Annotated in this window: 20 protein-coding genes; 8 read left to right on the top strand and 12 right to left on the bottom strand. The window is 64.0% G+C overall.

Translation table 11 applies throughout. The features are described from left to right. Positions 1-8: 8 nt before the first annotated feature. Both ISP15_RS13945 and ISP15_RS13940 read right to left on the bottom strand, forming a co-directional pair. The gene (locus ISP15_RS13945; protein ID WP_404548218.1) at positions 9-1,274 is read right to left on the bottom strand and encodes a polyhydroxyalkanoate depolymerase; all 1,266 of its coding nucleotides are present in this window, start codon (positions 1,272-1,274) and stop codon (positions 9-11) included. 134 nt (positions 1,275-1,408) lie between these two features. Then, positions 1,409-1,906 (bottom strand): RDD family protein, encoded by a 498-nt coding sequence (locus tag ISP15_RS13940; RefSeq protein ID WP_404548217.1) that lies wholly within the window; start codon positions 1,904-1,906, stop codon positions 1,409-1,411. A gap of 43 nt (positions 1,907-1,949) precedes the next feature. Here ISP15_RS13940 and xerD point away from each other — a divergent pair, with 43 nt between their 5' ends. From xerD to ISP15_RS13910, 6 genes are all read left to right on the top strand, one after another. After that, entirely contained in the window at positions 1,950-2,888 is a 939-nt protein-coding gene (xerD, locus tag ISP15_RS13935) for a site-specific tyrosine recombinase XerD (RefSeq protein WP_404548216.1), read from the top strand. Positions 2,889-2,977: 89 nt separating this feature from the next. Further along, a complete protein-coding gene (locus ISP15_RS13930; RefSeq protein ID WP_404548215.1) occupies positions 2,978-3,763 on the top strand; it encodes a thioredoxin fold domain-containing protein in 786 nt (261 codons plus the stop codon). A gap of 238 nt (positions 3,764-4,001) precedes the next feature. Further along, positions 4,002-7,862: a phosphoribosylformylglycinamidine synthase gene (purL, locus tag ISP15_RS13925; RefSeq protein ID WP_404548214.1), complete on the top strand. Its 3,861-nt coding sequence runs from the start codon at positions 4,002-4,004 to the stop codon at positions 7,860-7,862. Next, on the top strand, positions 7,820-8,596 hold the full coding sequence (locus tag ISP15_RS13920) for a hypothetical protein (protein ID WP_404548213.1): 777 nt from the start codon (positions 7,820-7,822) through the stop codon (positions 8,594-8,596). The genes purL and ISP15_RS13920 overlap by 43 nt, the downstream gene beginning before the upstream one ends. 24 nt (positions 8,597-8,620) lie before the next feature. Then, positions 8,621-9,493 carry a glycosyltransferase family 2 protein gene (locus ISP15_RS13915; RefSeq protein ID WP_404548212.1) on the top strand — a complete coding sequence of 291 codons (873 nt, stop codon included), beginning with the start codon at positions 8,621-8,623 and terminating at the stop codon, positions 9,491-9,493. Next, a complete protein-coding gene (locus ISP15_RS13910; RefSeq protein WP_404548211.1) occupies positions 9,490-10,398 on the top strand; it encodes a DMT family transporter in 909 nt (302 codons plus the stop codon). The genes ISP15_RS13915 and ISP15_RS13910 overlap by 4 nt, the downstream gene beginning before the upstream one ends. A gap of 33 nt (positions 10,399-10,431) precedes the next feature. On the opposite strand, the gene ISP15_RS13905 is transcribed toward ISP15_RS13910, so the two are convergent. The 3 genes from ISP15_RS13905 to ISP15_RS13895 all read right to left on the bottom strand — a co-directional run bounded on the left by ISP15_RS13905 (position 10,432) and on the right by ISP15_RS13895 (position 13,289). Then, positions 10,432-10,935, bottom strand: coding sequence for a DUF2127 domain-containing protein (locus tag ISP15_RS13905; protein ID WP_404548210.1), 504 nt, complete (start codon positions 10,933-10,935; stop codon positions 10,432-10,434). A 111-nt stretch (positions 10,936-11,046) separates the two neighbouring features. Next, on the bottom strand, positions 11,047-11,238 hold the full coding sequence (locus ISP15_RS13900; RefSeq protein ID WP_404548209.1) for a YbdD/YjiX family protein: 192 nt from the start codon (positions 11,236-11,238) through the stop codon (positions 11,047-11,049). Then, positions 11,235-13,289, bottom strand: a complete 2,055-nt coding sequence (locus ISP15_RS13895; protein WP_449757821.1) for a carbon starvation CstA family protein — start codon at positions 13,287-13,289, stop codon at positions 11,235-11,237. The genes ISP15_RS13900 and ISP15_RS13895 overlap by 4 nt, the downstream gene beginning before the upstream one ends. Positions 13,290-13,712: 423 nt before the next feature. Here ISP15_RS13895 and def point away from each other — a divergent pair, with 423 nt between their 5' ends. Continuing rightward, a complete protein-coding gene (gene def, locus ISP15_RS13890) occupies positions 13,713-14,252 on the top strand; it encodes a peptide deformylase (protein WP_404548207.1) in 540 nt (179 codons plus the stop codon). Positions 14,253-14,316: 64 nt separating this feature from the next. Here def and ISP15_RS13885 read toward each other — a convergent pair whose 3' ends face one another. The 7 genes from ISP15_RS13885 to ISP15_RS13855 all read right to left on the bottom strand — a co-directional run bounded on the left by ISP15_RS13885 (position 14,317) and on the right by ISP15_RS13855 (position 23,002). Next, the gene (locus tag ISP15_RS13885; protein ID WP_404548206.1) at positions 14,317-15,144 is read right to left on the bottom strand and encodes an undecaprenyl-diphosphate phosphatase; all 828 of its coding nucleotides are present in this window, start codon (positions 15,142-15,144) and stop codon (positions 14,317-14,319) included. Positions 15,145-15,496: 352 nt separating this feature from the next. After that, positions 15,497-17,518 carry a S1 family peptidase gene (locus ISP15_RS13880; protein ID WP_404548204.1) on the bottom strand — a complete coding sequence of 674 codons (2,022 nt, stop codon included), beginning with the start codon at positions 17,516-17,518 and terminating at the stop codon, positions 15,497-15,499. Positions 17,519-17,663: 145 nt separating this feature from the next. Then, a complete protein-coding gene (locus ISP15_RS13875) occupies positions 17,664-18,167 on the bottom strand; it encodes a hypothetical protein (protein ID WP_404548203.1) in 504 nt (167 codons plus the stop codon). Positions 18,168-18,317: 150 nt separating this feature from the next. Then, a complete protein-coding gene (gene pyrF / locus ISP15_RS13870) occupies positions 18,318-19,136 on the bottom strand; it encodes an orotidine-5'-phosphate decarboxylase (protein WP_404548202.1) in 819 nt (272 codons plus the stop codon). A 167-nt stretch (positions 19,137-19,303) separates the two neighbouring features. Further along, a complete protein-coding gene (ettA, locus tag ISP15_RS13865; RefSeq protein ID WP_404548352.1) occupies positions 19,304-20,965 on the bottom strand; it encodes an energy-dependent translational throttle protein EttA in 1,662 nt (553 codons plus the stop codon). A 342-nt stretch (positions 20,966-21,307) separates the two neighbouring features. After that, the gene (locus ISP15_RS13860) at positions 21,308-21,913 is read right to left on the bottom strand and encodes a TetR/AcrR family transcriptional regulator (protein ID WP_404548201.1); all 606 of its coding nucleotides are present in this window, start codon (positions 21,911-21,913) and stop codon (positions 21,308-21,310) included. A 12-nt stretch (positions 21,914-21,925) separates the two neighbouring features. Next, a complete protein-coding gene (locus tag ISP15_RS13855; RefSeq protein ID WP_404548200.1) occupies positions 21,926-23,002 on the bottom strand; it encodes an alpha/beta hydrolase family protein in 1,077 nt (358 codons plus the stop codon). A 154-nt stretch (positions 23,003-23,156) separates the two neighbouring features. On the opposite strand from ISP15_RS13855, the gene glyA reads away from it, so the two are divergent. After that, positions 23,157-24,410, top strand: a complete 1,254-nt coding sequence (gene glyA, locus ISP15_RS13850; RefSeq protein ID WP_404548198.1) for a serine hydroxymethyltransferase — start codon at positions 23,157-23,159, stop codon at positions 24,408-24,410. Positions 24,411-24,412: the final 2 nt, after the last annotated feature.

The following is a 24,412-nucleotide window of genomic DNA, read 5'->3' as shown; positions in this document are numbered from 1 at the left end:
CTGGAGGTTCAGGCCTGTTTGGACACCAGCGCGAGTTCCGAGCGGCGGATGAAATCCCGCACTTGCGGATACACCGTTTCGCGCCAGCGTCGGCCGCTGAAAATGCCATAGTGGCCGGCGCCCTGGATCATCCGGTGAGCGCGGCGCGATGCCGGAATGCCGGTGCAAAGATCGTGCGCGGCTTCGGTCTGGCCGATGCCGGAGATATCGTCCAGCTCGCCTTCGATGGTGAGCAGGCTGGTGCGCTTGATGGACGATGGATCCACGCGCTCGCCGTTCACTTCCCACAGCCCGCGCGGCAGCAGGAACTGCTGGAACACGGTGCTGATGGTGTCCAGGTAATACTCGGCCGGCATGTCCAGCACGGCGTTGTATTCGTCGTAGAACTTGCGATGCGTCTGCGCATCGTCCAGGTCGCCGCGCAGCAGGTTGAGGTAGAAATCCCAGTGCGAGTTGAGGTGGCGGCTGGGGTTCATCGCAATGAAGCCGGCATGTTGCAGGAAGCCCGGGTAGACCTCGCGGCCGTGGCCGGGATAGTTGGCTGGCACGGTGTGGATGACGTTGCCGGTGAACCAGCTCAGCGGCTGGGTGGTGGCGAGGTTGTTGACCTGGGTGGGGCTGCGGCGCGGATCGATCGGACCGCCCATCATGGTCATGCTGCGCGGCGTGGCTTCGCCGCGCGCCGCCATCAGCGAAATCGCCGCCAGCACCGGCACGGTCGGCTGGCATACCGAGACCACATGCAGCGACTCGGCGCCGAGGTGGCGGATGAATTGCTCGATGGTCGCGACGTAGTCGTCCAGATGGAACGGGCCGGCCGCGGTCGGGATCATGCGTGCGTCGATCCAGTCGGTGATGTAGACCTTGTGGTCGAGCAACAACGTGCGCACGGTGTCGCGCAGCAAAGTGGAGTGGTGGCCCGAAAGAGGGGCTACGACCAGCACCACCGGTTCGGATTTCATCTTCTCGATGGTTTGCGGATCGTCGCTGAAGCGCTTGAAGCGGCGCAGCTGGCAGAACGGTGTTTCCAGGTCGACGCGCTCGACGATGGCGATCTGGTTGCCGTGCGCCTCCACGCTATGGATGCCGAAGGCCGGCTTTTCATAATCCTTGCCGATGCGGTGGATCAGCTCGTAGCCGGCCGCCATGCGCTGCGCGCCGGGCAGGTGGGCCAGCGGGCTGCTGGGATCGGTGAGCAGGCGGGCGCTTGCCTCGGCATAGTGACTGAGCGGGCCGAGGAAGGCGCGCTGCCATTCGTGGAGTTGGTAGAGCATGGTGGGCGGAACCGATGATCCAAAGCCTGCATGATACCCGGTTACGGCCACGGATGCTGCAATGCGGCAGGCCTTTGATTCCTTATGAATCAACAGGTTGGTTCGTATGATTGCCCGCGCTCGGCGGTAGGGCCCTAATCGCGGCGGATCTCGGTACCTGCCGCCAGGTCAGGAATGCTGCGGCGGCGCGGATCGAACAGCGCCACGCCAAACCAGACGATCCAGGCCGCTACCACCGTCCAGCCGGCCACCCGCAGGCCGAACCTGGGCGCCAGCAGCAACAGCAACAGCGGCAAGGCGGCCACCAGCAGGCGCAGCCATGCCTGCTTTAGCGTCAGCAAAGAACCGTTGCGTGCGATCAGCCGGATCCGCCAGGGTCGCATGCCCAGCGTCTGGCCGCCGCGCCGCCACGACACCAGGAAATACGCCGCGACCACCAGCGCCTGCAACGGCTGGTACCACCAAGCGATATGCACTTGGGCACCGCCCGTGATCAATTGCCCTTGCGTGGCCAGCTGGCAGAGCAGGCCTACCACCATGACGATCGCCAGTATCGCCACCATGTCGTAGAGCAGGGCGATCAATCGTCGCCAGAGTGGGCAAACGGCGGTGCTCGTTGTCGCGTGTGTCATCGGATGCTTGCAAGGTGTCTGCGCAATGCCCAGCATCGTGCGCATGAAAGCGAGTACACGTAAAGAGCCGCCGCTTGACGGGCCGGCCACTGTCACCGCGGCCGATGCGCAACAAATCGCCGCCTTTATCGAGCGTGTCTGGTCGGAGGATGGGCTGGCCGCGCGCACGCTGGAGGCTTATCGGCGCGACCTGGAAGCACTGTCGCGCTGGCTTGCCGGCCGCGGCCGCAGCCTGCGCACCGCGCGCCGCGAAGATCTTTCCGCCTTCCATGGCTCGCAGCCGGTGGCCGTGCGTTCGATGGCGCGGCGGCAATCGGCGTTCCGTCGCTTCTACACGTCGGTGGTGCGCGATGAACCGGGTTTCGATGATCCCACCTTGCTGATCGAACGCCCCCGGATGCCGCGCAGCTTGCCCAAGGCGCTGGCCGAGCGCGAGATCGAAGGCCTGCTCGATGCGCCCGACGTCGCCACCACGCTGGGCCTGCGCGACCGCGCCATGTTCGAACTGATGTATGCCTCGGGCCTGCGCGTCTCCGAACTGGTCGAATTGCCGCTGGCGGCGTTGAATCCGCGCCAGGGCGTGCTGCGCGTCACCGGCAAGGGTGGCAAGGATCGCCTGGTGCCCGTGGGCGAGGTTGCGCTCGAACGTATCCAGGCCTATCTCGCGCAGGCCCGTCCCGCGCTCGCCAAAGGGCGGCAGCCGCCGGCATTGTTTCTCAGCAAGCGCGGCGAAGGCATGACGCGCCAGATGTTCTGGACCCTGGTCAAGCGCTATGCCGCCTCGGTAGGCATCCATGCCAAGCGCATTTCACCGCATGTGCTGCGGCACTCCTTCGCCACCCACCTGTTGAACCATGGCGCCGATTTGCGTGCCTTGCAGATGCTGCTCGGACATAGTGCGCTGAGCACCACGCAGATTTATACGCTGGTCGCCAAGGAGGGACTGAAACGGCTGCATGCCCAGCACCATCCGCGCGGGTAGCCGTAAACAGTCATTTACGATCGGTATGCGATACTCGCTCGATTCCCCCGGCGCGTGATCCCGAGCGACGCCGCAGCAGCGAGGTCGTGATGTCGAAGAATGTCTGGATGAAACTGTGCGCCGGCTTGCTCGCGGCCCAGGTGGGCGTCGTGTTCGCCGGGGCGACGGTTTCAGTGCCGCCGCCAGCGGCGGCCACACCCGAAAACGTCGTGCGGCAGACCGTTCTGCGGCTGGTGCCCAAGGCGACCATCGAGCAGGTTACGCCCGCGCCGCTGCCCGGTTTCTACCAGGTGATCGCCTCCGGGCACCTGGTCTACGTCAGCGGCGACGGCAAGTACGTATTGAACGGCGACCTGATCGATGCGTCCAAGGGCATCAGCCTCACCGACGACGCCTGGGCGACCTATCGCAAGACCGAGCTGGCGAAGGTGCCGGTGTCCGATCGCATCGTGTTTGCGCCCGAACATCCCAAATACACGGTGACCGTGTTTACCGACGTCACCTGTCCGTATTGCCGTGTACTGCACGGGGAAATCGGTGCGCTCAACAAGGAAGGCATTGCCGTGCAGTATCTGGCATGGCCGCGCGCCGGCGTGACTGGCGACGACGGCAAGCCTACCGCCACCTACAAGGAGATGGTCTCGATCTGGTGTTCGGCCGATCGCAACGATGCGTTCACCGCCGCCAAGAAAGGCGGCGAAGTGAAGGCAGCCACCTGCAAGAATCCGGTCAAGGACCAGTTCGACCTGGGACTGAAGCTCGGCGTCACCGGTACGCCGGCGGTCTATGCCGAGGACGGCACCTTGATCGGTGGCTATCTGTCGCCGCCGGACATGCTCGAAGCCGTCAAGGAGCATTCCGCCGCGGGTGGTTGATCACTGCCCATTGCCAAGTGCCGGCCAAGCGATCACACGCCGCTACGGAATGGTCTGGACGCAAGCCATGCATTGACTGCCGCGCGCGGATCGATTGACAAAGCAATAATGCACGCCGACCGGCATAGGTCCAGCCTGATTTTCGGATCTTCGGCCGGCAAGACAGGCAGGCCGAAGCAGTGGGCGTGCCGCTAAGGTACAATGTTGCGCTCCGCCGCTACAGCGCCTTTTCCCCCGCATGATCGCACTCGACGGGCAGAGCGCCCTCTCGCCGTTTCGCCTGGAACGCTTCAATGCCCGCCTGGATGCCCTGCATCGCGGCGCACGGGTACAGGCGTGCTGGTTTGTCTATTTCGTCGACGCCGCTGCCGAGCCCGCAGGCGAACAGCGCCGGCACCTGCTCGAAGCGCTGGAAGCCAAGGACAACCGGCCCGAAGCGGCATCGCTGTGGGTGGTGCCGCGCCTGGGCACCATTTCGCCCTGGTCGAGCAAAGCCACCGATATCCTGCACGGCGCCGGTTTCGACGTGCGCCGCGTCGAACGCGGCATGGCCTGGCAGATCAGCGGCCTGCCCGCCGCAGGCGATGCGAAATATGCCGGCGTGCTGGCGGTGCTGCACGATGCGATGACGCAATCGGTGCTCACCGGCCTGGAGCAGGCGCAGGGCCTGTTCCTCGGCGGACAGCCCGGCGATCTGGTACAGATTGCGCTGGGTGCCGATTCGCGCGCCGCGTTGGCCAAGGCGAACGGCGAATTGGGCCTGGCCTTGGCCGAGGATGAGATCGACTACCTCGCCGCGTGCTACGCCGAGCTCGGCCGCGATCCCACCGACGCCGAGCTTTTCATGTTCGCGCAGGCCAATTCCGAACACTGCCGCCATAAGGTTTTCAACGCCAGCTGGACGCTGGATGGCGAGGCGCAGGACAAGAGCCTGTTCGGCATGATCAAGAACACGCACCAGCACGCGCCCGCGCATACGCTGTCCGCCTACAAGGACAACGCCGCAGTGATCGAGGGCAGCACCGGCAAGCGTTTCACCAGCGGCACCGACGGTATCTGGCGTGCCAGCGAAGAACGCATCGAATACGCGATCAAGGTCGAAACGCACAACCATCCCACCGCGATTGCCCCATGGCCCGGCGCGGCCACCGGCGCCGGTGGCGAAATCCGCGACGAGGGTGCGACCGGCCGTGGCGCCAAGCCCAAGGCCGGGTTGACCGGTTTCTCCGTTTCGGACCTGCGCATTCCCGGTCATCCGCAACCGTGGGAAGTGGAACGTCCACTGCCCCCGCGCATGGCCAGCGCGTTCGAGATCATGCGCGACGGCCCGCTCGGCGCCGCTGCGTTCAACAATGAATTCGGCCGTCCCTGCCTGGGCGGCTACTTGCGCACCTACGAGCACGAAACGGGCGAAGCCGGCGTGCGTCGCGGCTATGACAAGCCGATCATGATTGCCGGCGGACTGGCCAATCTTCGCAACGATCATGTGCAGAAGCACGAGCTGCAGCCCGGCCACGCGGTGATCGTGCTGGGCGGCCCGGCGATGCTGATCGGCCTTGGCGGCGGCGCGGCCTCGTCCGTGGCCTCCGGTGCGTCGAGTGCGGAACTGGATTTCGCTTCCGTGCAGCGCGACAACGCCGAGATGGAGCGGCGCTGCCAGCAAGTGATCGATGCGTGCTGGTCGCGTGGCGAACACAATCCCATCGTCAGCATCCATGACGTCGGTGCCGGCGGCCTGTCCAATGCCATCCCCGAACTGCTCAACGACGCGGGCGTGGGTGGCGAGATCGATTTGTCGAAAGTGCCTTGCGATGATCCGTCGCTGTCGCCGATGCAGGTATGGAGCAACGAGTCGCAGGAACGCTATGTGTTGGCGATCGCCAGCAAGGACCTGCCGGAATTCGAGGCCTATTGCGCGCGCGAGCGCTGTCCCTATGCCGTGGTCGGTAAGGCCACGGCCGAACGGGTGCTGCGCGTGACCGACCCGCGCCGAAACCTGGTGGTGATCGATCTGCCGATGGATGTGTTGTTCGGCAAGCCGCCGCGCATGCATCGCGACGCCCGTCACGTCAAGCCGCGTGTCGACCTGGTGCCGGATCTGAGCGGCATCGGCATGGACGAAGCCTTGATGCGCGTATTGCGCCTGCCGACGGTGGGCAGCAAGAGCTTCCTCATCACCATTGGCGACCGCACGGTCGGTGGCCTGTGCGCGCGCGATCCGATGGTCGGGCCGTGGCAGGTGCCGGTGGCCGACTGCGCGGTGACCCTGCTCGATTTCGAAGGCTACAAGGGCGAAGCGATGGCAATGGCCGAGCGCGCGCCGGTGGCCTTGCTCAACAGCGCCGATGCGGCGCGCCTGGCGGTGGGCGAGGCGATTACCAATCTGGCCGCCGCACCGATCGCCTCCTTGAGCGAGGTGCGGCTTTCCGCCAACTGGATGGCCGCGGTCAACCATCCGGGCGAAGATGCCGCGCTGTTCGACGCGGTAAAGGCGGTCGGCATGGAGCTATGCCCCGAACTCGATATCTCCATACCGGTCGGCAAGGATTCGCTCTCCATGCAGACGGTATGGAACGACGGCGATACGCCGCAACGCACGGTAGCTCCGGTTTCGCTGGTCATTACCGGTTTTGCGCGCGTCGGCGACGTGCGCCGCACGCTCACGCCGCAACTCAAGCTGCAACAGGGTGATTCCGACCTGTGGCTGATCGACCTCGGTGCGGGCCGCGCACGGCTGGGCGGTTCATCGCTCACGCAGGTATTCAATCGCGGCGGCGGCGTGCCGCCCGATCTCGATGACGCCAGGCGCCTGAAGTCCCTGTTCGATCTGGTGCAGGAAGCCAATCGCAGCGGCCTGTTGCTCGCGTACCACGATCGTTCGGATGGCGGCGTCATCGTTACCTTGTTGGAAATGGCCTTCGCCGGTCATTGTGGCCTGGAAATCAACCTGGATGGCTGGGGCGAAGCCACGCTGCGCGCCTTGTTCAATGAAGAACTGGGCGCCGTGCTGCAGGTGTCCGCCGCCAACCGCGAGGCGTTCGAATCGCTGTTGATCAAGCACAGCCTTGCCGGCATGAGCAACCGCATTGGCCGTCCAAAGGAAAAGCTCGGCATCAAGCTCCATCTCAATGGCGACACGCTGTTCAAATGGAACTGGACGCAGCTGTTCAAGGCGTGGAACGAAACCAGCCATGCCATGCAGCGCTTGCGCGACAACCCGCTCACTGCCGATGCCGAACTGGAATGGCGCGTCGACGATAACGATGCGGGCATCAGCCCGAAGCTCAGCTTCGATCCGGCCGAGGACATCGCCGCACCGTATGTGAAGCACTCCGCGCGCCCGCGCGTGGCGATCCTGCGCGAGCAGGGCGTGAACGGACAGGTCGAGATGGCAGCAGCATTCACCCGCGCTGGCTTCGAGGCGGTGGACGTGCACATGTCCGACCTCGCCAGCGGGCGCGTCAGGCTTGGGGATTTTCGCGGCTTTGCCGCGTGCGGCGGCTTTTCCTACGGCGACGTGCTGGGCGCCGGCCGCGGCTGGGCAGCGTCGATCCTGTACAACGAGCTGCTGCGCGCGGAGTTCACCGCGTTCTTTGCCGATCCTGGCAAGTTCGCGCTGGGCGTGTGCAACGGTTGCCAGATGATGAGCCAGCTCAAGGACATCATTCCTGGCGCGCAGCACTGGCCGAAATTCCTGCGCAATGCATCCGAGCAATACGAAGCGCGCCTGGCCACGCTTGAGGTGCTCGATTCACCAAGCATCTTCTTCAAGGGCATGGCCGGGTCGCGGATTCCGGTGGCGGTGGCGCATGGCGAAGGCCGGGTCAGCTTTCCGCAGGCGTGCAGCCCGGGCAAATCGGGCTCCGCGGCGCGCTTTGTCGACAATCGCGGCAAGCCGACCGAGAACTACCCGCTCAATCCAAATGGCTCGCCTGGCGGCCTGGCCGGCTTCACCGCGGCGGATGGACGCATAACGATCCTGATGCCGCATCCCGAGCGCGTGTTTCGCAGCGTGCAGATGAGCTGGCGTCCGGAGGCGTGGGGCGAGGATTCGCCGTGGATGCGCATGTTCCGCAACGCAAGGGTGTGGTGCGGCTGAGCCTCGCCACGCTTTGGCGTCGATGGCTGGCGGCCATCGCGTGGACATGTCTGCTTGCGTTCCTGCCCTGGTGGACCGGCCTGCCGTTGCTGCTGGGGCTCGCCGTGGCGCAGTTGGCGCGAGTACCGCGGCTGCTGCGTCATGGGGCAATCCTTCGCCGCGCATTGCGCTGGGGCCTGGCTGGCGTGCTGGTGGCCGGTTACCGTGCCTTCGATGGTCATCCGTCGGGTGTGACGTTGACGTTGCTGGCAGCCTTGGCGGGTTTCTCGCTGCTGGTGTTGCTCGAGTCATGGCAGGACCACAAGCCGCTACGCAGTGCCAGCCTGGCGGCCGCATCGCCGGCATGGAACGAAATCGCGCTGGCGCCGATCGGGCCTTCCGCCACCCTGATCGAGCTGCAATCGCCTGTCTGGATGGCATTGGATGATCCGGCAAACGGCGCAGCGAACAACATCGCAATGGTCGGAAGACGCCGTTGCCGCATCGGAGCGAACACCCTGATCGACCACATCGAGCCGCAGGCCTCGGTGGCGCCGGGACAGCGCTGGATCGCGCTGCCGATCGCCGCCGGGCGTGGCGTGCTGCTGTACGATCGCGTCCGCGACCGCCAATACCGGTTGCGTGGCTGGCGGCTGTATGGCTGGCATGCCGGCGAAGCGTGGTTGAGCCGTGGTGAAGACAAGCCGCCGCTGGCGCTCTCGCACGTGCTTGGCCAGGATCAATGGGAAGAATGATGTCGTATCGACCACAAGATAAACATGCCAACGCTTGATACGACCACGCCCGAGCTCAGCGTCATCGTCGTTGCCGCCGACAGCGGTCCGAGCTTGCGCGATTGCGTCGATAGCGTGCTGGCGTGCACCACTTCGCTGGAATTGCTGCTGATCGACAACGCATCGTCCGATGGCATACCCCAGGCGATTGCTCGTGCCCGCGAGAACGATGCGCGGCTCAGGCTGATATATAACCGCACCAATCTCGGCTTCGGCCCGGCGGTCAATCGTGCCGCGGCACAGGCACGCGGACAGAATGTGCTGATCCTCAATCCCGATTGCCTGCTCCAGCAGGCCGCGCTGCGGCGCCTGCTGGAAGTGCTCGGCGCCGAACCCAGGGCCGGGCTGGTCGGCGCCGTGGTATGCGATGCGCGGGGCGTGCCCGATCCGGCCTCTTATCGGCGCGATCCGGTATTGCAGCGCGCGCTTGCCACGCTGTTCAAGCGCGACATGGATGGTGTGAACTTCGCTGGCGACATGCCCGATCATCCCGTCGAGGCTGAAGCCGTTTCCGGCGCCGTGATGCTGATGCCGCGGCGCGTATTCGAATCGCTGGATGGATTCGACGAAAAGTATTTCCTGCATTGCGAAGACCTGGACCTGTGCCGTCGCGTGCGCGATGCCGGCTGGCGCGTGCTGTTGGCCGGCGACGTTCGCGTGTCGCATGGCAAAGGTGGATCGAGCCGGCATCGTCCGGTGTTCGTGAGTTATCACAAGCATCGCGGCATGTGGCGCTGGTTTCGCAAGTTCGATCCGGCGGCGCGCAAGCCATTGCTCGCCGCGGCGGTGTGGCTGGGCGTGTGGGCGCATTTCCTGGTGCAGGTACCCGCGCAGCTGTGGCGGCTGGCCCGGCAATGACTTCCCTGTCGCGCACCAGCACGCTGGCAACCTTCGGTCTGCTGGCGATGACGGCAGTGTGGGGTTCCACCTTCGTGCTGATCAAGGACGTGGTCGGCCGCATGCCGGTCGCGGATTTTCTGGCGGTGCGCTTCATGCTTGCCGCCGTGGTGATGTTTGCGCTGTTCCATCGCCACGTGGCGCGGCTGGAGCGAAAGCAATGGCTGCGCGGCGTACTGCTTGGCGCACTCTACGGGGCCGGCCAGTTGCTGCAAACCTCCGGCCTGGCGTTGATCTCGCCCAGCGTCAGCGGGTTCGTCACCGGCATGTATGTGGTATTCACGCCGATGCTCGCCACGCTGCTGTTGCGCCAGCGCATGCCGCCTGTCGTCTGGGTGGCGGTGGGCCTGGCGACGTTCGGCCTGGCGCTGCTCTCGCTCAATGGATTCTCCGTGGATACCGGCGTCTGGCTGACGCTGGCGTCCGCACTGCTTTATGGCTTGCATATCGTCGGGCTTGGGCAATGGTCGCGCGCCGAGGAAGCCTTCGGCCTGTCCGCGGTACAGATGGCGGTGATCGCGCTGCTGTGCCTGCTCGCCACGATCGGCCACGGCGGCCCGATGCTGCCACCTGATCGCGATGCGTGGATCGCCGTGCTCTACATGGCGTTGATCGCCGGCGCCGGTGCCATGTTGATGCAAACCTGGGCGCAGGCGCATTTGCCGGCCACGCGCGCGGCTATCGTGATGACTACCGAGCCCGTCTTCGCGGCAGGTTTCGCCGTGGCGCTGGGCAGCGATGTATTGGGCTGGCGCATGCTTTGCGGCGGCGCGCTGGTGCTGGCCGCGATGTACCTGGTCGAACTGGCGCCGCGCCGCGACAGCAAAAACAGGCTGCCCGCCGAAGCCGTGCACCACGAGGTCTGAGCCACGGCACACGATGTGTGCCGGGCTACACCGTTAAGAGCGCCGGTGTGGCTGCAGCGCCAGCCGCACCAGGTAGACAACGATCGCGACGTTCGCCAGCAGCGCACCGAGCTTCAGCAGACCGAAGCGATGGATGACTTCGTACATCTCCACCGGAATCAGCGAGCCAGTGGCGACGACCGTGAACCATTCAGCCCAATGCTTGCGCAACCACAGGCCAGTGCCCTCGGTGGCGAAGATGGCGGCGTAGGCCAGCGCCACGCTGCCGATCGCGACGAACTTGCTTGGACCCATCTGCTCCAGCATTTCCACCAGGCGCCAGCGCAAACCGTTGGTATCGGTCAGCGAAAGATGCTCCAGCGCATGCATCAGGCGATCGAAGTTCCTTTCCTGATGCAGGTGGAACGCCACGAAGGCCACGATGATCAGGCATACCGTCTTGATCGCCTTGTAGACCGCGATCACGCGCAAGCCAAGGCTGTGCTGCGTCTCGATCTCGGAAGTGGGCTTGGCCAGGTGACGGTCGCTGGGAGACATGGTGATCGGTCACGGCCTGCGCGGTGAAGGGAGAGAAGATGCATGATAAGGAAAGGCCATGTCGTTATGTGGACATGGCCGTGCTTTTTCCAGGCTTGGAAATTCGCGCATTCAGCAACAGCGGCCGCCGGTCCCCTTGTAGCGGGCAGCCTGGCGTTCGCGAAAAAATTCCGCATAGCTGGGAATCTTCCGCTCCGGATGATGCGTGCGCAGATGCGCGATGTAGACCTCGTAGTCCGGTACGCCGCAACTCAGGCGCGCGGTTTGCACCAGCCGACGCCACACATGGGCGAACGTCGTCATGGACTTGTGCTCGCTACGCCGGACAACGGTACGCGCAGAGTTTCGTGGGCTGTCGGCTTACGGCTGCGCCACGCCCTGACCAAGGCATAGAGGCTGAAACCGAGCATGGTCAGCACCAGCAACATGAAGACGGCGGTAAGCGTCGCATCCACGCTGTTATTGGTAACGATGCGCTGCATCTCTCCCAGGCTCTTGGCCGGCGCCATCAAGGTGCCGGCCTGCATGGCTTGCGTATAAGCCTGTGCAGAGTGGGTGAAGCTGATCGGTCCACTGAGTTTCTCCCAGCCCGCGGTCAACGTGCAGATCACCAGCCACAGTGCCGGAATGCCGGGTACCCAGACATAACGTTCGCGCTTGAGCTTCACCGTGACCACCGTGGCGAGCATCAGCGCGATCGCGGCCAGCATCTGGTTGGCGATGCCGAACAGCGGCCACAGCGTATTGATGCCGCCGAGCGGATCGACCGCGCCCTGGTACAGGAAATAACCCCACAAGGCCACGCAGATCGAGGTGGCGAGCACATTGCCGATCCATGACTCCGTATTCTTCAGCGGCTCATGCACGAGGCCTGCGATCTCCTGGATCATGAAGCGGCCCACGCGCGTGCCGGCGTCGACCGTGGTGAGAATGAACAGGGCCTCGAACAGGATCGCGTAGTGATACCAGAACGCCATCATGCGCTCGCCCGGCAGGATGTTGTGCAGCAATTGCGCCATGCCCACCGCCAGCGTGGGCGCGCCGCCGGCGCGGCTGAGGATGCTGGTTTCGCCGATGTCGTGCGCGGTGCGCGACAGTTCGTCCGGTGTTACCACGAAGCCCCATTGGCTGATCACGCCGGCCGCGTGTTCCACCGTGTGGCCGATCAGCGCGGCGGGCGAGTTCATGGCGAAGTACACGCCAGGGTGCAATGACGCAGCGGCAATCAGCGCCATGATCGCTACGAACGCTTCCATCAACATGGCGCCATAGCCGACCATGCGCGCCTCACCTTCATTGGCGAGCAGCTTGGGCGTGGTGCCCGAAGCGATGATCGAATGCCATCCCGATACCGCGCCGCAGGCAATGGTGATGAACAGGAACGGAAACAGCCGGCCCTGGAACACCGGTCCGGTGCCATCGATGAAGCGCGACACCGCGGGCAGTTGCAGTTGCGGCGCGGCGAACAGGATCGCGATCGCCAGCAGCGCGATGGTGCCGATCTTGAGGAACGTGGACAGATAATCGCGCGGCGCCAGCAACAGCCATACCGGTAATACCGAAGCGAAAAAGCCATAGCCGATCAGCAACCACGCCAGCGATTTCGCGTCGAAATCGAACAGGGCGGCCAGGTCCGGCGTTGTCGCGACGTGCGCGCCATAGGCGATGGACGACACCAGCAGCACCAGGCCGATGATCGATACCTCAAGGATGCGTCCCGGGCGCAGCCAGCGCAGGTAGGCGCCCATCAACAGCGCGATCGGAATCGTGCAGGCAACCGAGAAGGTGCCCCATGGACTATGCGTCAGCGCCTTGACCACGACCAACGCGAGCACCGCCAGCACGATCATCATCAAGGCCAGCAGGCCGAACATCGCCACCACGCCGGCCAGCGGACCGAGTTCCTCGCGCAGCATGTGGCCGAGTGAACGCGCATCGCGGCGGACCGACAGGCCCAGCACCATGAAATCCTGCACCGCGCCGCCGAATACCACCCCGAACAGGATCCACAGCGTGCCGGGCAGATAGCCCATTTGTGCCGCCAGTACCGGTCCCACCAGCGGGCCCGCGCCGGCAATTGCCGCGAAATGATGGCCGAACACGACCCATTTGTCGGTAGGCACGTAGTCCAGTCCGTCATTGCGCAACACCGACGGCGGCGCGCGCCCCGGATCCATCTGCAAGACGTAGTGCTCGATGAAGCGGCCATAGAAGCGGTAGCCGATCAGGAAAATCGCGACCGACGCCGCCACCAGCCAGATTGCATTGACCGGCTCCCCGCGTCGCAACGCGATCACGCCCAGGCATGCGGCACCGATGAGGGCGAGCAAGGCCCACAGAACCTTGCCCAGCATGCCGGCCGGCTTCATTGCGATGGTTTCCATGGAAGATCTCCGGATCGATAAGAGCCTGTTCGATGCAGGACATATGGAACAAATGGCGTCGCCCGAGCCGCTCGGAGGCTTCGGGCGGATTTCTGGGGCCTGTTCGCATTATTGGCGTAGCCCGAAGGGCCGGGTCTGTTTGCCCGCCAGGCGGCGTCATCACTTGGTCGTGTACGGACGTACATTCCCTCGCTCTCCCTTGTCTGGCGAGAAACAGCTTTCGGCGCGCGGGTCACGCGAATAGTGCGAGCATCCCTAGGGTCGTCCTGTCGGCGGCAGGGGTCAATACCGGCCGGAATGTCGGCCGGTTCGCCGCGCAGCCGGAAACGGGCTTGCTTTCAGCCCATCCGGTCCGCAGTAAGATGCCCAGGCAACGCCTGTGAGGTGGTGGACATGATTCGCGAAATTCTGAAGATGGGCGATCCGCGCTTGCTGCGTGTTGCGCCGCCCGTGCCCGATGCCATGGTCGGCAGCGCCGAACTGGACGCGCTGATCGCCGACATGTTCGAAACCATGCACGATGCCGGCGGCGTCGGACTCGCCGCGCCGCAAATCGGCGTGGACCTGCAACTGGTGATCTTCGGCTTCGACCATTCCGAGCGCTATCCCGACGCGCCGGCCGTGCCGCAGACCATACTGCTCAATCCGGTGATTACGCCCTTGTCGCAAGATATGGAAGAAGGGTGGGAGGGTTGTCTCTCCGTGCCGGGATTGCGTGGCGCGGTCAACCGTTATTCGTTGATCCGCTACGAAGGCATCGATCCGCGCGGCGAGCGTATCGACCGCAACGCCGAAGGCTTCCATGCCCGCGTGGTGCAGCACGAATGCGATCACCTGATCGGGCGCCTGTATCCATCGCGGATTACCGATTTCGCCAAGTTCGGATTTACCGAGATATTGTTCCCCGGCATGGATCGGCAAGCGGACGATTAAGCGGCCGCTTGCGCCGGTTTGAGCGTCGCAGCGGTCGAGTGCGATGTGGACTGCTGGATCATCCTCAGGGTTGCGGATGCAGCAGGAACCAGCCGAGGAAAAACGCGCCGGCGATCACGCAATAGGTGCCGAACACCGCCAGCCGTCCGCGGCCTTCGAAATAGTGCATCAGGAAGCGCAGGCTCAGCCAGGCCGCGATGGCGGTCAGCACGCCGCCCAGGAGCGCATCGCCCAGCTGGCCGGGAGCCTTGAAGAGCTTGGGTATTTCCAGCAGGCCGGCGGCCAGGATGATCGGCGTGCCGAGCAGGAAGGAGAATTCCGCGGCCTTTTCCTGGTCCAGGCCGGTGGCAGAGCCGGCGATCATGGTGAGGCCGCTGCGCGAAAATCCCGGGATCAACGCGCCGACCTGTGCCAGTCCGACCAGGAACGCCTGGCGGAAGCTGAGCTTTTCCGGCGGTTTGTGCGCGCGCGTGCGTTGCAGGCGATCGCCCAGCCATAGCAGCACCCCGTTGGCGATCAGCGCGACTGCCACGATGCGCAAGTCCTTGAACACCAATTCGAGCCGCTTTTCCAGTAGCAGGCCGACGATGCAGGCAGGCACCGTGCCGATGATCAGCGCCCACATCATGTGGCCTTCGTCATTGCGCCGGCCGCCGAGCGAGGCGAAGAAGCCTTGGATCAGCGCCATCCAGCGATGGCGGAAATAGCCGAGCAGGGCGAACGCGGTGCCAAGGTGCAGGGCGACCAGGAACGGAATCAGCTGCGGCGCATGCTTGTCGATATGCATGCCGAACAACGCCGGGACGAGCAAGGTGTGGCCGAGACTGCTGACCGGGAAAAGCTCCGTCACACCTTGCAGCACGCTAAGGAAAATAAGAAACCACAAGCTCACGCATCAGTCCTTCAGTGGCGACGGGGCATTATGTCAGCAGCGCTCGCTTGCGGAGCAAGCACGCTGGCGCGCCATTATCGCGAAACAATATGAGCGCATTGCGAATGCCTGGCCGCCTCTGTTCACGGTATCGCGGTGCGGCTGCTGTAGCCGGGAGGAAGCGCAGGATTTCGCGCCGTGCGAGTAAACATGTTGCGTGAAAGCTGGAAGGGGTCGACAGCTTGGTGTAAGCCAGGCCGGCAGAAGGGCCTGGCTTGCACCATGGAGCCGGGCCGCAATCCAGCTTTAGCTAGGGCAGATCTCATCCTTCCGCTCGCAGGAAGGATGAGGAGCGCTCGCTATACGCATCGATTCAATGCGCCTTGAGCTTGAACTGCTGCGTCAACAGGTCGAGCTTCGCCTGCATGTCTTCGGGCTTGTGCGAGCCCTGTGTCCCATAGAACACCGTATAGAGTTCGGTGGGCGTGCCTGCAGGTGGAGCGATCACGCTGGCGATATCCATCTCGTCGCCATCGCTGTAGGGCACGCCGTCATAGGGATGCTGCTTGTGCAGCAGCTTGCCCCATGCTTGCTTGAAGTTGTCGTCGAGGTCCGCGCTGGGCGCAATGTGGCGCTTGACGCTGATGCGGTCCGGGTCGGTGGCGTCGAGGTGGATCTGGATGGCTGAAGCTTCCAGGTCGGTCTTGCCATGGTTGTCGTAGTAACCGAAGCCCACGGCAAGCATGTTGTCCGGCGCCACGCTCTGCAACGTCGACGGATAGCCGAAGGCGATGTTGCTGGAGTCGTAGCTGAAATGCTTGCCGTAGTCGGCTTCGATGTGCGTGTCCTGCATGGCGCCGGGGAGCAGCGAGCGGTCGGCCATGAATGCTTTCCATTGCGCCAGGTTGCCGCCGTAGTCGACGTTGACGAAATCGGTGAGCGCTTTCATGTCGATCAGGCTGTTATGCGTTATCGCGGCCGGATTCATGCGCATCATGATGGCGTAGCCGTCCGGCACGGGCAGTGCGAACAGCACCACCTGCGCATTGATGTAAGGCTCGGACCAGACCGCTACTTTCCAGTGCCGCTGCCAGTTGTCGGTATAGGTCGCAACGGTGGCGGGCTGGCCCAGCGAGGTGATCTTGATCTTCTCCGGGCCTACCTGCCGGTCCCAGTAGCCGGTCTTCAGGATCAGGTCCATCATTTGCGTCGGGTCGCCATAGAACGTGACGGCTTTCACGTCGTCGGGGCGGCGCAGGTGGATCAGCAGGTTGTGGCCGACATAACCGCTGGCGATATAGCCGTTGCCGCTGAGCGGTACGCGATTGAGTTCGCGGCCGGCGTAATTCCACTGGCCGCTGCGATCGTGCACGATCAGTTCGGGAAAGAAGCTCAGCTCGGGCGTGCCGTGCAGAATCCGGTTGGCGCCCGCACCGTGCGGGAACAGATCGCCACTTTGTTGCTGCAGCAGCGCTTTCAATTGCTGTTCGCTGTATTGGTTTTGCAGTTGCAGGAACGTATGGCTGAAATCGGCGTAGCTGGCCGGCAACGGAAATTGCGCCTTGAAGCGTCCATGCTGGTCGTAGTCCAGCACGTCCAGTTGATAGGCCATCTGCTTGTCCATCACCGCCAGGTGGTCGGGTGCATGCAGCACTTCGCCGATCGGCAGCGCATAGTTGAGGTTTTCGTTGGCCGATTTCATCAACACCACGCCGATCACCTTGCCGTCCTGGTCCAGCAGCGGGCCGCCGCTGTTGCCGGGCGAAGCGGCGGCGGAAAAGCGCATCCACTTCCAGCGGCCGTTTTCTTCTTCGGGCGTGTCGGAGGTGTACAGGCCATCGCGGATGATCACGCCGGTACCCAACGCATTGCCCACGGCGTAGACCACGCTGTTCAAGGCAGGCTTGGCGTTGGCTTCCAGCGCCGCGCTGGCGGGCGGGTTCTTCAGCGAGAACACCACGAAGTCCTGCTGCAGCGAAAACTTCTCGATCTTGTCGATGGCGTAGACGTGGCCGCTGGCATCGCGCAGCGCGGGTGGACCGCTGAGGTCGCCGAACCCGATCGTCAGCACGTGCCCGGCCGTGACGTAGCGGTTATCGCCGAGCGCAAACGCGGTGCCAACGGAAAAATATTTATCGGTGCGTTCCTGGTAGGGCAAGAGGTCCAGCGGGAGCGGCTTTTCGTAGGTGAGTGGATCGTCGACCGCTTTGGGTATCACCACTTCGAAAGTGGCGGCGTCGATTTTCGAGACCAGTGCCGGATCGGGGCTGGCGGCACGTGCCACGCATGGCAGGCCCAGGGCGCCGATGGCGATCCACAGCACCAGCGATGCCCGATGCAGATATTTCCCCGTTACCGCGGCTTTGTCCCGCACCCACCCGTTCAATGGCTGCATACGTTTCCTTCGTATGGTTATTGTGGCCGGCACCATGCCGATGCCCATGCTGATACTGACATAGCGCGCCTGGCTTGGCAGCGGCGGCGACGCGCGCAGATCCGGATGTCTGCCCTGGTGATCCGGACCGGAATGTCTTACGAATTCAGCGGCTGACGAATCCGAAATTCCATATCGCCTGCATGCCAAGCATCAGCAATCCCATCGCGATCAGGCCGCCGCGGGCCGGACGGCGCAAGTCAGGGCAGTTCGCATACAGGGCGATGCCGGCCACGATGGTGACTGCCTCAAGCAGGAAATCCGCCCATGGCGTGGCGTACAGATGCAAGCCCAGCACCGGGCCATGCCGCCAAAGCGGCAGCCGGCTGGTGAGGTAGTCCACGCCGACGTGCGAGAGCACCAGCAAACCCGTGCCTATTGCCAGCATCAGCCGCCGGAAGAGGATGGCACCGAGTGCCGTGACGATCACTGCCGCGCCAAGCACGCCGGGGATCGTGTGCGTATCGGGTCCGATACTGAGCGCGGGAACGACATGGCCCACGACGTCGTACAGGTCCGGTTCGATCGAGGCGAACAATAACCAGGCCATGGGCAGCGGCCGCATCCAGCGGCGCGCACCGACGGCAATCGCATAGTGGCCCATGTACATCAGCGCAAACGCCGCGTGAGGTACCGGTGGATAAGGCAGATCACGAGCCCGGGAAAGACGAAACCGAGCAGCATCAGCAGATCGAAGTCCGGCATGAACGTGGCGTCCTTGAAGCTGGAAGGGCTTACCCGGAAACAGGGATCGGGCGTATCAGGCCTGTCGGTAGCGATTGATGCTGGCGCGCAGGTCGAGGGTGGCCGCACGGGCGGCTTGCGCGAAGTCCTCGCCGTTGCCGGCATACAGGATCGCCCGCGAGGAATTGATTATCAGGCCGGTGCCGGCCTGGGTGCGGCCATGGCGCACCACGGCCTCCACGTCGCCGCCCTGTGCGCCGATGCCCGGCACCAGCAACGGCAGGTCTCCGACCAGCGCGCGCACCTCGGCCAGCTGCGCCGGCCAGGTGGCGCCAGTGACCAGCGCACAATTGCCGTGCGTGTTCCAGTCGCGGGCGATGATCTGCGCCACATGCTGGTACAGCGGCTTGCCGCCGATGTCGAGATCCTGCAGATCGGCGGCGCCGGGATTGGAAGTATGGCAAAGCAAGATCACGCCCTTGTCGGCGCGATCCAGGAACGGCTGCGCGGAATCGCGGCCGAGGTAGGGATTGAGGGTCACCGCATCGGCGCCGTAGCGGTCGAAGGCTTCGGTCACGTAATGCTGCGCGGTGCTGCCGATGTCGCCGCGCTTGGCGTCAAGGATCACCGGGATGCCGGGATGTTTCTCATGGATGTGCGCGATCAGGCGTTCCAGCGCTGCTTCGGCACGCAAGGCGGCGAAGTGTGCGATCTGCGGCTTGTAACTGCATACCAGGTCGGCGGTGGCATCGGCGATGGCGCTGCAAAAAGCGAACACGGCATCCGGATCGCCGTGCAGGTGCGCCGGGAATTTCGACGGTTCCGGGTCGAAACCCACGCAGACCAGCGAGTTGTTGCGGGTCCATGCCTGGTGCAGGGTCTGCATGAAGTGCATCGTGTCTTTCCCTTGTCGCTTTCTGCTCCCACTCCTCCGGTGGGGGCGGGGATGAGCGGCAATCTTGCGGAGTGGATAGAGCGGAGCGTGATTCTAATCAGGTTCGGGGCAGGCCGTGGCCCCTCACCCCGACCCCCTCCCCGGAGGGGAGAGGGAGGAAAGGCGCGTCAGGCCAGTTTCTTGTATTTCACGCGATGCGGCCTGGCGGCCTCATCGCCAAGGCGGCGTTTCTTGTCCGCCTCGTACTCGTTGTAGTTGCCGGGGAAGAACTCGACGTGCGAATCGCCTTCGAATGCCAGGATGTGTGTGGCAATGCGGTCGAGGAACCAGCGATCATGCGAGATCACCATCGCGCAGCCGGGGAATTCCAGCAGCGCGTCTTCCAGCGCACGCAGGGTTTCCACGTCGAGGTCATTGGACGGTTCGTCGAGCAGTAGCACGTTGCCGCCCTGCAAAAGGGTCTTGGCCAGGTGCAACCGGCCGCGCTCGCCGCCGGACAGGTTGCCGACGATCTTCTGCTGGTCGGTGCCCTTGAAATTGAAGCGGCCGATGTAGGCGCGCGACTGGATCTCGAAGTTGCCGATGGTGAGGATGTCCGCGCCACCCGACACTTCCTGCCATACATTGTTCTTGGCATCGAGCGCGCCGCGCGACTGGTCGACGTAGGCGAGCTTCACGGTATGGCCGAGCTTCACTTCGCCCGCATCCGGCTGCTCGACGCCGGTGATCAGCTTCATCAGCGTGGACTTGCCCGCGCCGTTCGGACCCATCACGCCGACGATGGCACCCGGCGGTACCTTGAACGAGAGATCATCGATCAGCAGGCGGTCGCCGAACGACTTGCTGACGTTCTTGAACTCGATCACTTCCTGGCCCAGGCGCTCGCCCGGCGGAATGAACACTTCGTTGGTTTCGTTGCGGCGCTGGTATTCGACCGAGTTCAGCTCTTCGAAGCGGTTCAAGCGCGCCTTGCCCTTGGACTGGCGGCCCTTGGCCGCCGAGCGCACCCATTCCAGTTCCTTCTCGATCGCCCGCTGGCGCGACTTTTCCTGCTGCGCTTCCTGCTTGAGGCGCGCGTCCTTCTGTTCCAGCCACTCGGTGTAATTGCCCTTCCACGGAATGCCGCGGCCGCGGTCGAGTTCGAGGATCCACTCGGCGGCGTTGTCGAGGAAGTAGCGGTCATGGGTGACGGCCACCACGGTGCCGGGATAGTCCTGCAGGAAATGCTCCAGCCATTCCACCGACTCGGCGTCCAAGTGGTTGGTGGGCTCGTCCAGCAGCAGCATGTCGGGCTTGGACAGCAGCAGGCGGCATAGCGCCACGCGGCGCTTCTCACCGCCGGACAGCGGGCCGACCTTCACCTCCCACGGCGGCAGGCGCAGCGCGTCGGCGGCCACTTCCAGCTGGCGCTCCAGGGCGTGCGCATCGTTCACCGCGAGCAGGTTTTCCAGCTCCTGCTGCTCGGCGGCGAGCTTGTCGAAATCGGCGCCTTCCTCGGCATAGGCGGCATACACCTCCTCCAGCCGCTTCTGCGCGTCGAGGATCACCGACACGCCTTCCTCGACCACTTCGCGCACGGTCTTGTCCGGATCCAGCTGCGGCTCCTGGGCGAGATAGCCGACCTTGATACCCGGTTGCGGACGGGCTTCGCCCTGGAAGTCGGTATCCACGCCGGCCATGATGCGCAGCACGGTGGACTTGCCCGCGCCGTTCAAGCCCAGCAGGCCGATCTTGGCGCCGGGGAAGAAGCTCAGCGAAATATCCTTGATGATCTGGCGCTTCGGGGGAACGATCTTGCTGACCCCGTTCATGGTGTAGATGTATTGCATGCTGGCTCCGGAGGCGTGCGCGTGGCTGCCCTGGAAAGACAGGCGATGCGCGGGCGTGGGTATCAAACCCGGCATTATAGCGGCTCCCGCGCAAATCCCGGTGACCGGGGGGTCATGTGCCGGACGCAGCATTTTGCTGCCCGGCTGCGAGCGGATGCCGTGGCAGCGTCATTTTTGCCGGACCAGACACTTGCGCCGCGATGCTTTGAGTGCACGCAGAAGGGCGGCACGTCGAGTCGCAGAGCAACATGTTGCTGACTGACGGAGGTCGATGCCTGGATGTCGATGCCGTAGCCTTGCCCGCCGCTGCTGCCGATATGTCCGCGTCGATGACGCCGGCGCTCACGGCCGTGGCTTGGGACGGGCGGCTTCCATCAGCGCGACGAAGGTGCGCGCATGGAGCGCGGCGGCATCGACGCCTTCCGGCAGCAGTCCGGCGATCTCCAGCATCACGGCGCCATGCAAGGCGGCCCATAGCTGGTGGGCGAGGATGGGACTTTCGGCCTCGATCACGCCCTCATCGATCATCGCCTGCGTGTCCGCGGCGATGCAGCGCCACATGCGTGCGTGGGCGTCGCGACCGGCCGGGTTGTCGCGGTTGGCCTCGGGGTATTCGAACAGCAATCGATACGTGGCCGTGTCACGCCGCGCGAAGTCGAGGTAAGCGTCGCGTACCTGGCGACTGCGCGTTCGCCCGTCACCTGGCGTATGCAGTGCGTTTTCCAGCGCCTCGGCCATGCGATTCAAGCCGCGTGTGCGCACCGCGGTAATGATTTCTTCCTTGCTGTCGTAGTAGCGATACGGCGTCATCGTGCCGCATGCCAGTTCGTTGGCCAGGCGGCGCATGGTGACCGCCGCCGGGCCTTCTTCAACGAACAGCTTTGCCGCCGCACTGCAGATGCGTGCGCGGAAAGCTTCGGTTTCGCTTTCGCTAAGCGCTTTGGGCACGTGGATCCCGCGTCATGGCGTTTGCACGCCGAGCGCCTTGCGGAAGAACGCCAGCGCATCGGCCTGCATCTGCTGATGCACTTTCACACGATCGACGCCGGGCGGGTCGCTGCAAATTTCCTTTGCATCTTTGGCGAGTTCCGGCGAGCAAGGGTCAAGGAATACCCAGTGATCGGCGAGCGGGACTCTCTTCACGGCAACCAGCGTCTTCACCAGCGGGCGAATGTGTTCGGCGTTTTCCTTGGGTATCAGCACGTGATCGTCCTGCCCGTAGTAAAGAAAAACGGGACGATCGATTTTTGCCGTACCTGCTTTATCAAAGACCAGGCTTAGCGGCGCCATCACGAACGCCGCCTTTACGCGCGGATCGGCGGTATTGCCCCAACGCGCGAGCTGGCTTTCGATGTCGTCCATCACCTGTTCCAGGGTTTGGCCATGACTTCGCGCTTCAGCGCGCATGCGTTTCGCGTCGTGGCAAACGCCCTGATCGTTCGGATAGCGATTGCAGAAGTCGACGAAACGGCGAAATTGCGGCACGGCGCCGACGATCAGCAGGCTTGCGTAGCCGCCCGCCGAAAAACCGGCGACGCCGATGCGATGGGCATCGATCAAAGGCTTCCAGCGAGGATCGTCGAGCAGGGTCGTGATCGTCGCTTTGATTTGAATCGGTCGGCCAACCAGCACCGCCGCGGTCCCCACGCCGCTCACGTCGTGGAAGTTGTCTTTTGGGTGTTCCAGCGTGGCGACCATGAAGCCATGGCTCGCCAGATAGGTCGCCAGCGCATGGTGACCGAGATTTGAACCGCCACTGCCGTGCGAGATCACCACCAGCGGCTTGGCCCCCGGCATCGCCGGTGCGTCCAGGGTGGCAGCGACATGGTAGGGGCCGATCGTGGTCTCGCCCGGCGCACGGGTGGTCGGATAGAACACCCAGCCCGGCATCGCATTGCCGTTCACCGGGTCATGGATGGTGATGTGATGAAACCCGACGCCGGTGACGGTCTGGGCAAGCAGCATCGCCGGGACCAGAACAAGTGTCAGTGCAAGCCAACGCCATGCGCGGGCGAGCCGGGAAGGAGCGGATGCCATGCGGATACTCCCTTCTGTACGTCATTGAGTACGCTGTACGGTACATGGCACGGAACGCACGGGACAAGCCCGCCGGTGGCCGCAAACACCCCCTGCCATTACACTTTCGAGATTCACCCCGCCGCTCCCACCCTTGCATACCCACGAGGCTCGAATGTTCCCGAAGACCGACACGATCGCCGGCTATGACGATGAACTGGCCAAGGCCATTGCCGACGAAGCCCGCCGCCAGGAGGACCATGTCGAGCTGATCGCTTCGGAGAACTACGCCAGCCCGCGCGTGCTCGAAGCCCAGGGTTCGGTCCTGACCAACAAGTATGCCGAAGGCTATCCGGGCAAGCGTTACTACGGTGGCTGCGAATACGTGGACGTGGCCGAGCGCCTTGCCATCGAGCGCCTCAAGCAATTGTTCGGCGCCACCTATGCCAACGTGCAGCCGCATTCCGGTTCGCAAGCCAACCAGGCGGTGTATTTCGCGCTGCTCAATCCAGGCGACACGATTCTCGGCATGAGCCTTGCGCATGGCGGTCACCTTACGCACGGTGCCAAGGTCAACATTTCCGGCAAGCTGCTCAACGCGGTGCAGTATGGCGTGAACGAGCAAGGCCTGGTCGATTACGACGAAGTCGAACGCCTTGCGGTCGAGCACCAGCCGAAGATGATCGTGGCCGGTTTCAGCGCCTATTCGCAGGTGATGGACTGGGCGCGCTTCCGCGCCATCGCCGACAAGGTCGGCGCCTACCTGTTCGTCGACATGGCGCATGTCGCCGGCCTGATCGCGGCGGGCGTGTATCCCAGCCCGCTGCCGCACGCGCATGTGGTTACCTCCACCACGCATAAGACCCTGCGCGGCCCGCGTGGCGGTTTCGTGATCGCCAAGGACGCCGGCGAAGAGATCGAAAAGAAGCTGCAATCGATCGTGTTCCCCGGCATCCAGGGCGGTCCGCTGATGCATGTGATCGCTGCCAAGGCGGTCGCTTTCAAGGAAGCGCTGGAACCGTCGTTCAAGACTTACCAGGCGCAGGTCGTGAAGAACGCCAAGGCCATGGCCAGGACCCTGATCGAACGCGGCTACAAGGTGGTCTCCGGCGGCACCGAAAACCACCTGATGCTGATCGACCTGATCGGCCGCGAACTGACCGGCAAGGACGCGGAAGCGGCACTGGGCAAGGCGCACATCACGGTCAACAAGAACGCGGTACCGAACGATCCGCGCTCGCCGTTCGTCACCTCGGGCCTGCGCGTGGGTACGCCCGCGATCACGACACGCGGCTACCAGGAAGCCGATGTGATCGAACTCACCCATTGGATCTGCGACGTCTTGGATGCTCCGGCCGACGACGGCGTGATCAAGGCCGTGCGCGAGAAGGTCTCGGTGCAGTGCCGGAAATTCCCGGTCTATGGCTGAGC

This window comes from Dyella jejuensis, assembly GCF_044904675.1.
In the GTDB taxonomy this organism is placed as follows: Bacteria; Pseudomonadota; Gammaproteobacteria; order Xanthomonadales; family Rhodanobacteraceae; genus Dyella_B; species Dyella_B jejuensis.
Note: the sequence above shows the minus strand (reverse complement) of the source record. Positions and strands in the feature narration are given on the sequence as shown.

Coding starts and splice junctions, on each gene's coding strand:
- ISP15_RS13945 (WP_404548218.1), bottom strand. CDS start 1,274: ATGCTCTACCAACTCCACGAATGGCAGCGCGCCTTCCTCGGCCCGCTC.
- ISP15_RS13940 (WP_404548217.1), bottom strand. CDS start 1,906: ATGACACACGCGACAACGAGCACCGCCGTTTGCCCACTCTGGCGACGA.
- xerD (WP_404548216.1), top strand. CDS start 1,950: ATGAAAGCGAGTACACGTAAAGAGCCGCCGCTTGACGGGCCGGCCACT.
- ISP15_RS13930 (WP_404548215.1), top strand. CDS start 2,978: ATGTCGAAGAATGTCTGGATGAAACTGTGCGCCGGCTTGCTCGCGGCC.
- purL (WP_404548214.1), top strand. CDS start 4,002: ATGATCGCACTCGACGGGCAGAGCGCCCTCTCGCCGTTTCGCCTGGAA.
- ISP15_RS13915 (WP_404548212.1), top strand. CDS start 8,621: ATGCCAACGCTTGATACGACCACGCCCGAGCTCAGCGTCATCGTCGTT.
- ISP15_RS13910 (WP_404548211.1), top strand. CDS start 9,490: ATGACTTCCCTGTCGCGCACCAGCACGCTGGCAACCTTCGGTCTGCTG.
- ISP15_RS13905 (WP_404548210.1), bottom strand. CDS start 10,935: ATGTCTCCCAGCGACCGTCACCTGGCCAAGCCCACTTCCGAGATCGAG.
- ISP15_RS13900 (WP_404548209.1), bottom strand. CDS start 11,238: ATGACGACGTTCGCCCATGTGTGGCGTCGGCTGGTGCAAACCGCGCGC.
- ISP15_RS13895 (WP_449757821.1), bottom strand. CDS start 13,289: ATGCTGGGCAAGGTTCTGTGGGCCTTGCTCGCCCTCATCGGTGCCGCA.
- def (WP_404548207.1), top strand. CDS start 13,713: ATGATTCGCGAAATTCTGAAGATGGGCGATCCGCGCTTGCTGCGTGTT.
- ISP15_RS13880 (WP_404548204.1), bottom strand. CDS start 17,518: ATGCAGCCATTGAACGGGTGGGTGCGGGACAAAGCCGCGGTAACGGGG.
- ISP15_RS13875 (WP_404548203.1), bottom strand. CDS start 18,167: ATGTACATGGGCCACTATGCGATTGCCGTCGGTGCGCGCCGCTGGATG.
- pyrF (WP_404548202.1), bottom strand. CDS start 19,136: ATGCACTTCATGCAGACCCTGCACCAGGCATGGACCCGCAACAACTCG.
- ettA (WP_404548352.1), bottom strand. CDS start 20,965: ATGCAATACATCTACACCATGAACGGGGTCAGCAAGATCGTTCCCCCG.
- ISP15_RS13855 (WP_404548200.1), bottom strand. CDS start 23,002: ATGGCATCCGCTCCTTCCCGGCTCGCCCGCGCATGGCGTTGGCTTGCA.
- glyA (WP_404548198.1), top strand. CDS start 23,157: ATGTTCCCGAAGACCGACACGATCGCCGGCTATGACGATGAACTGGCC.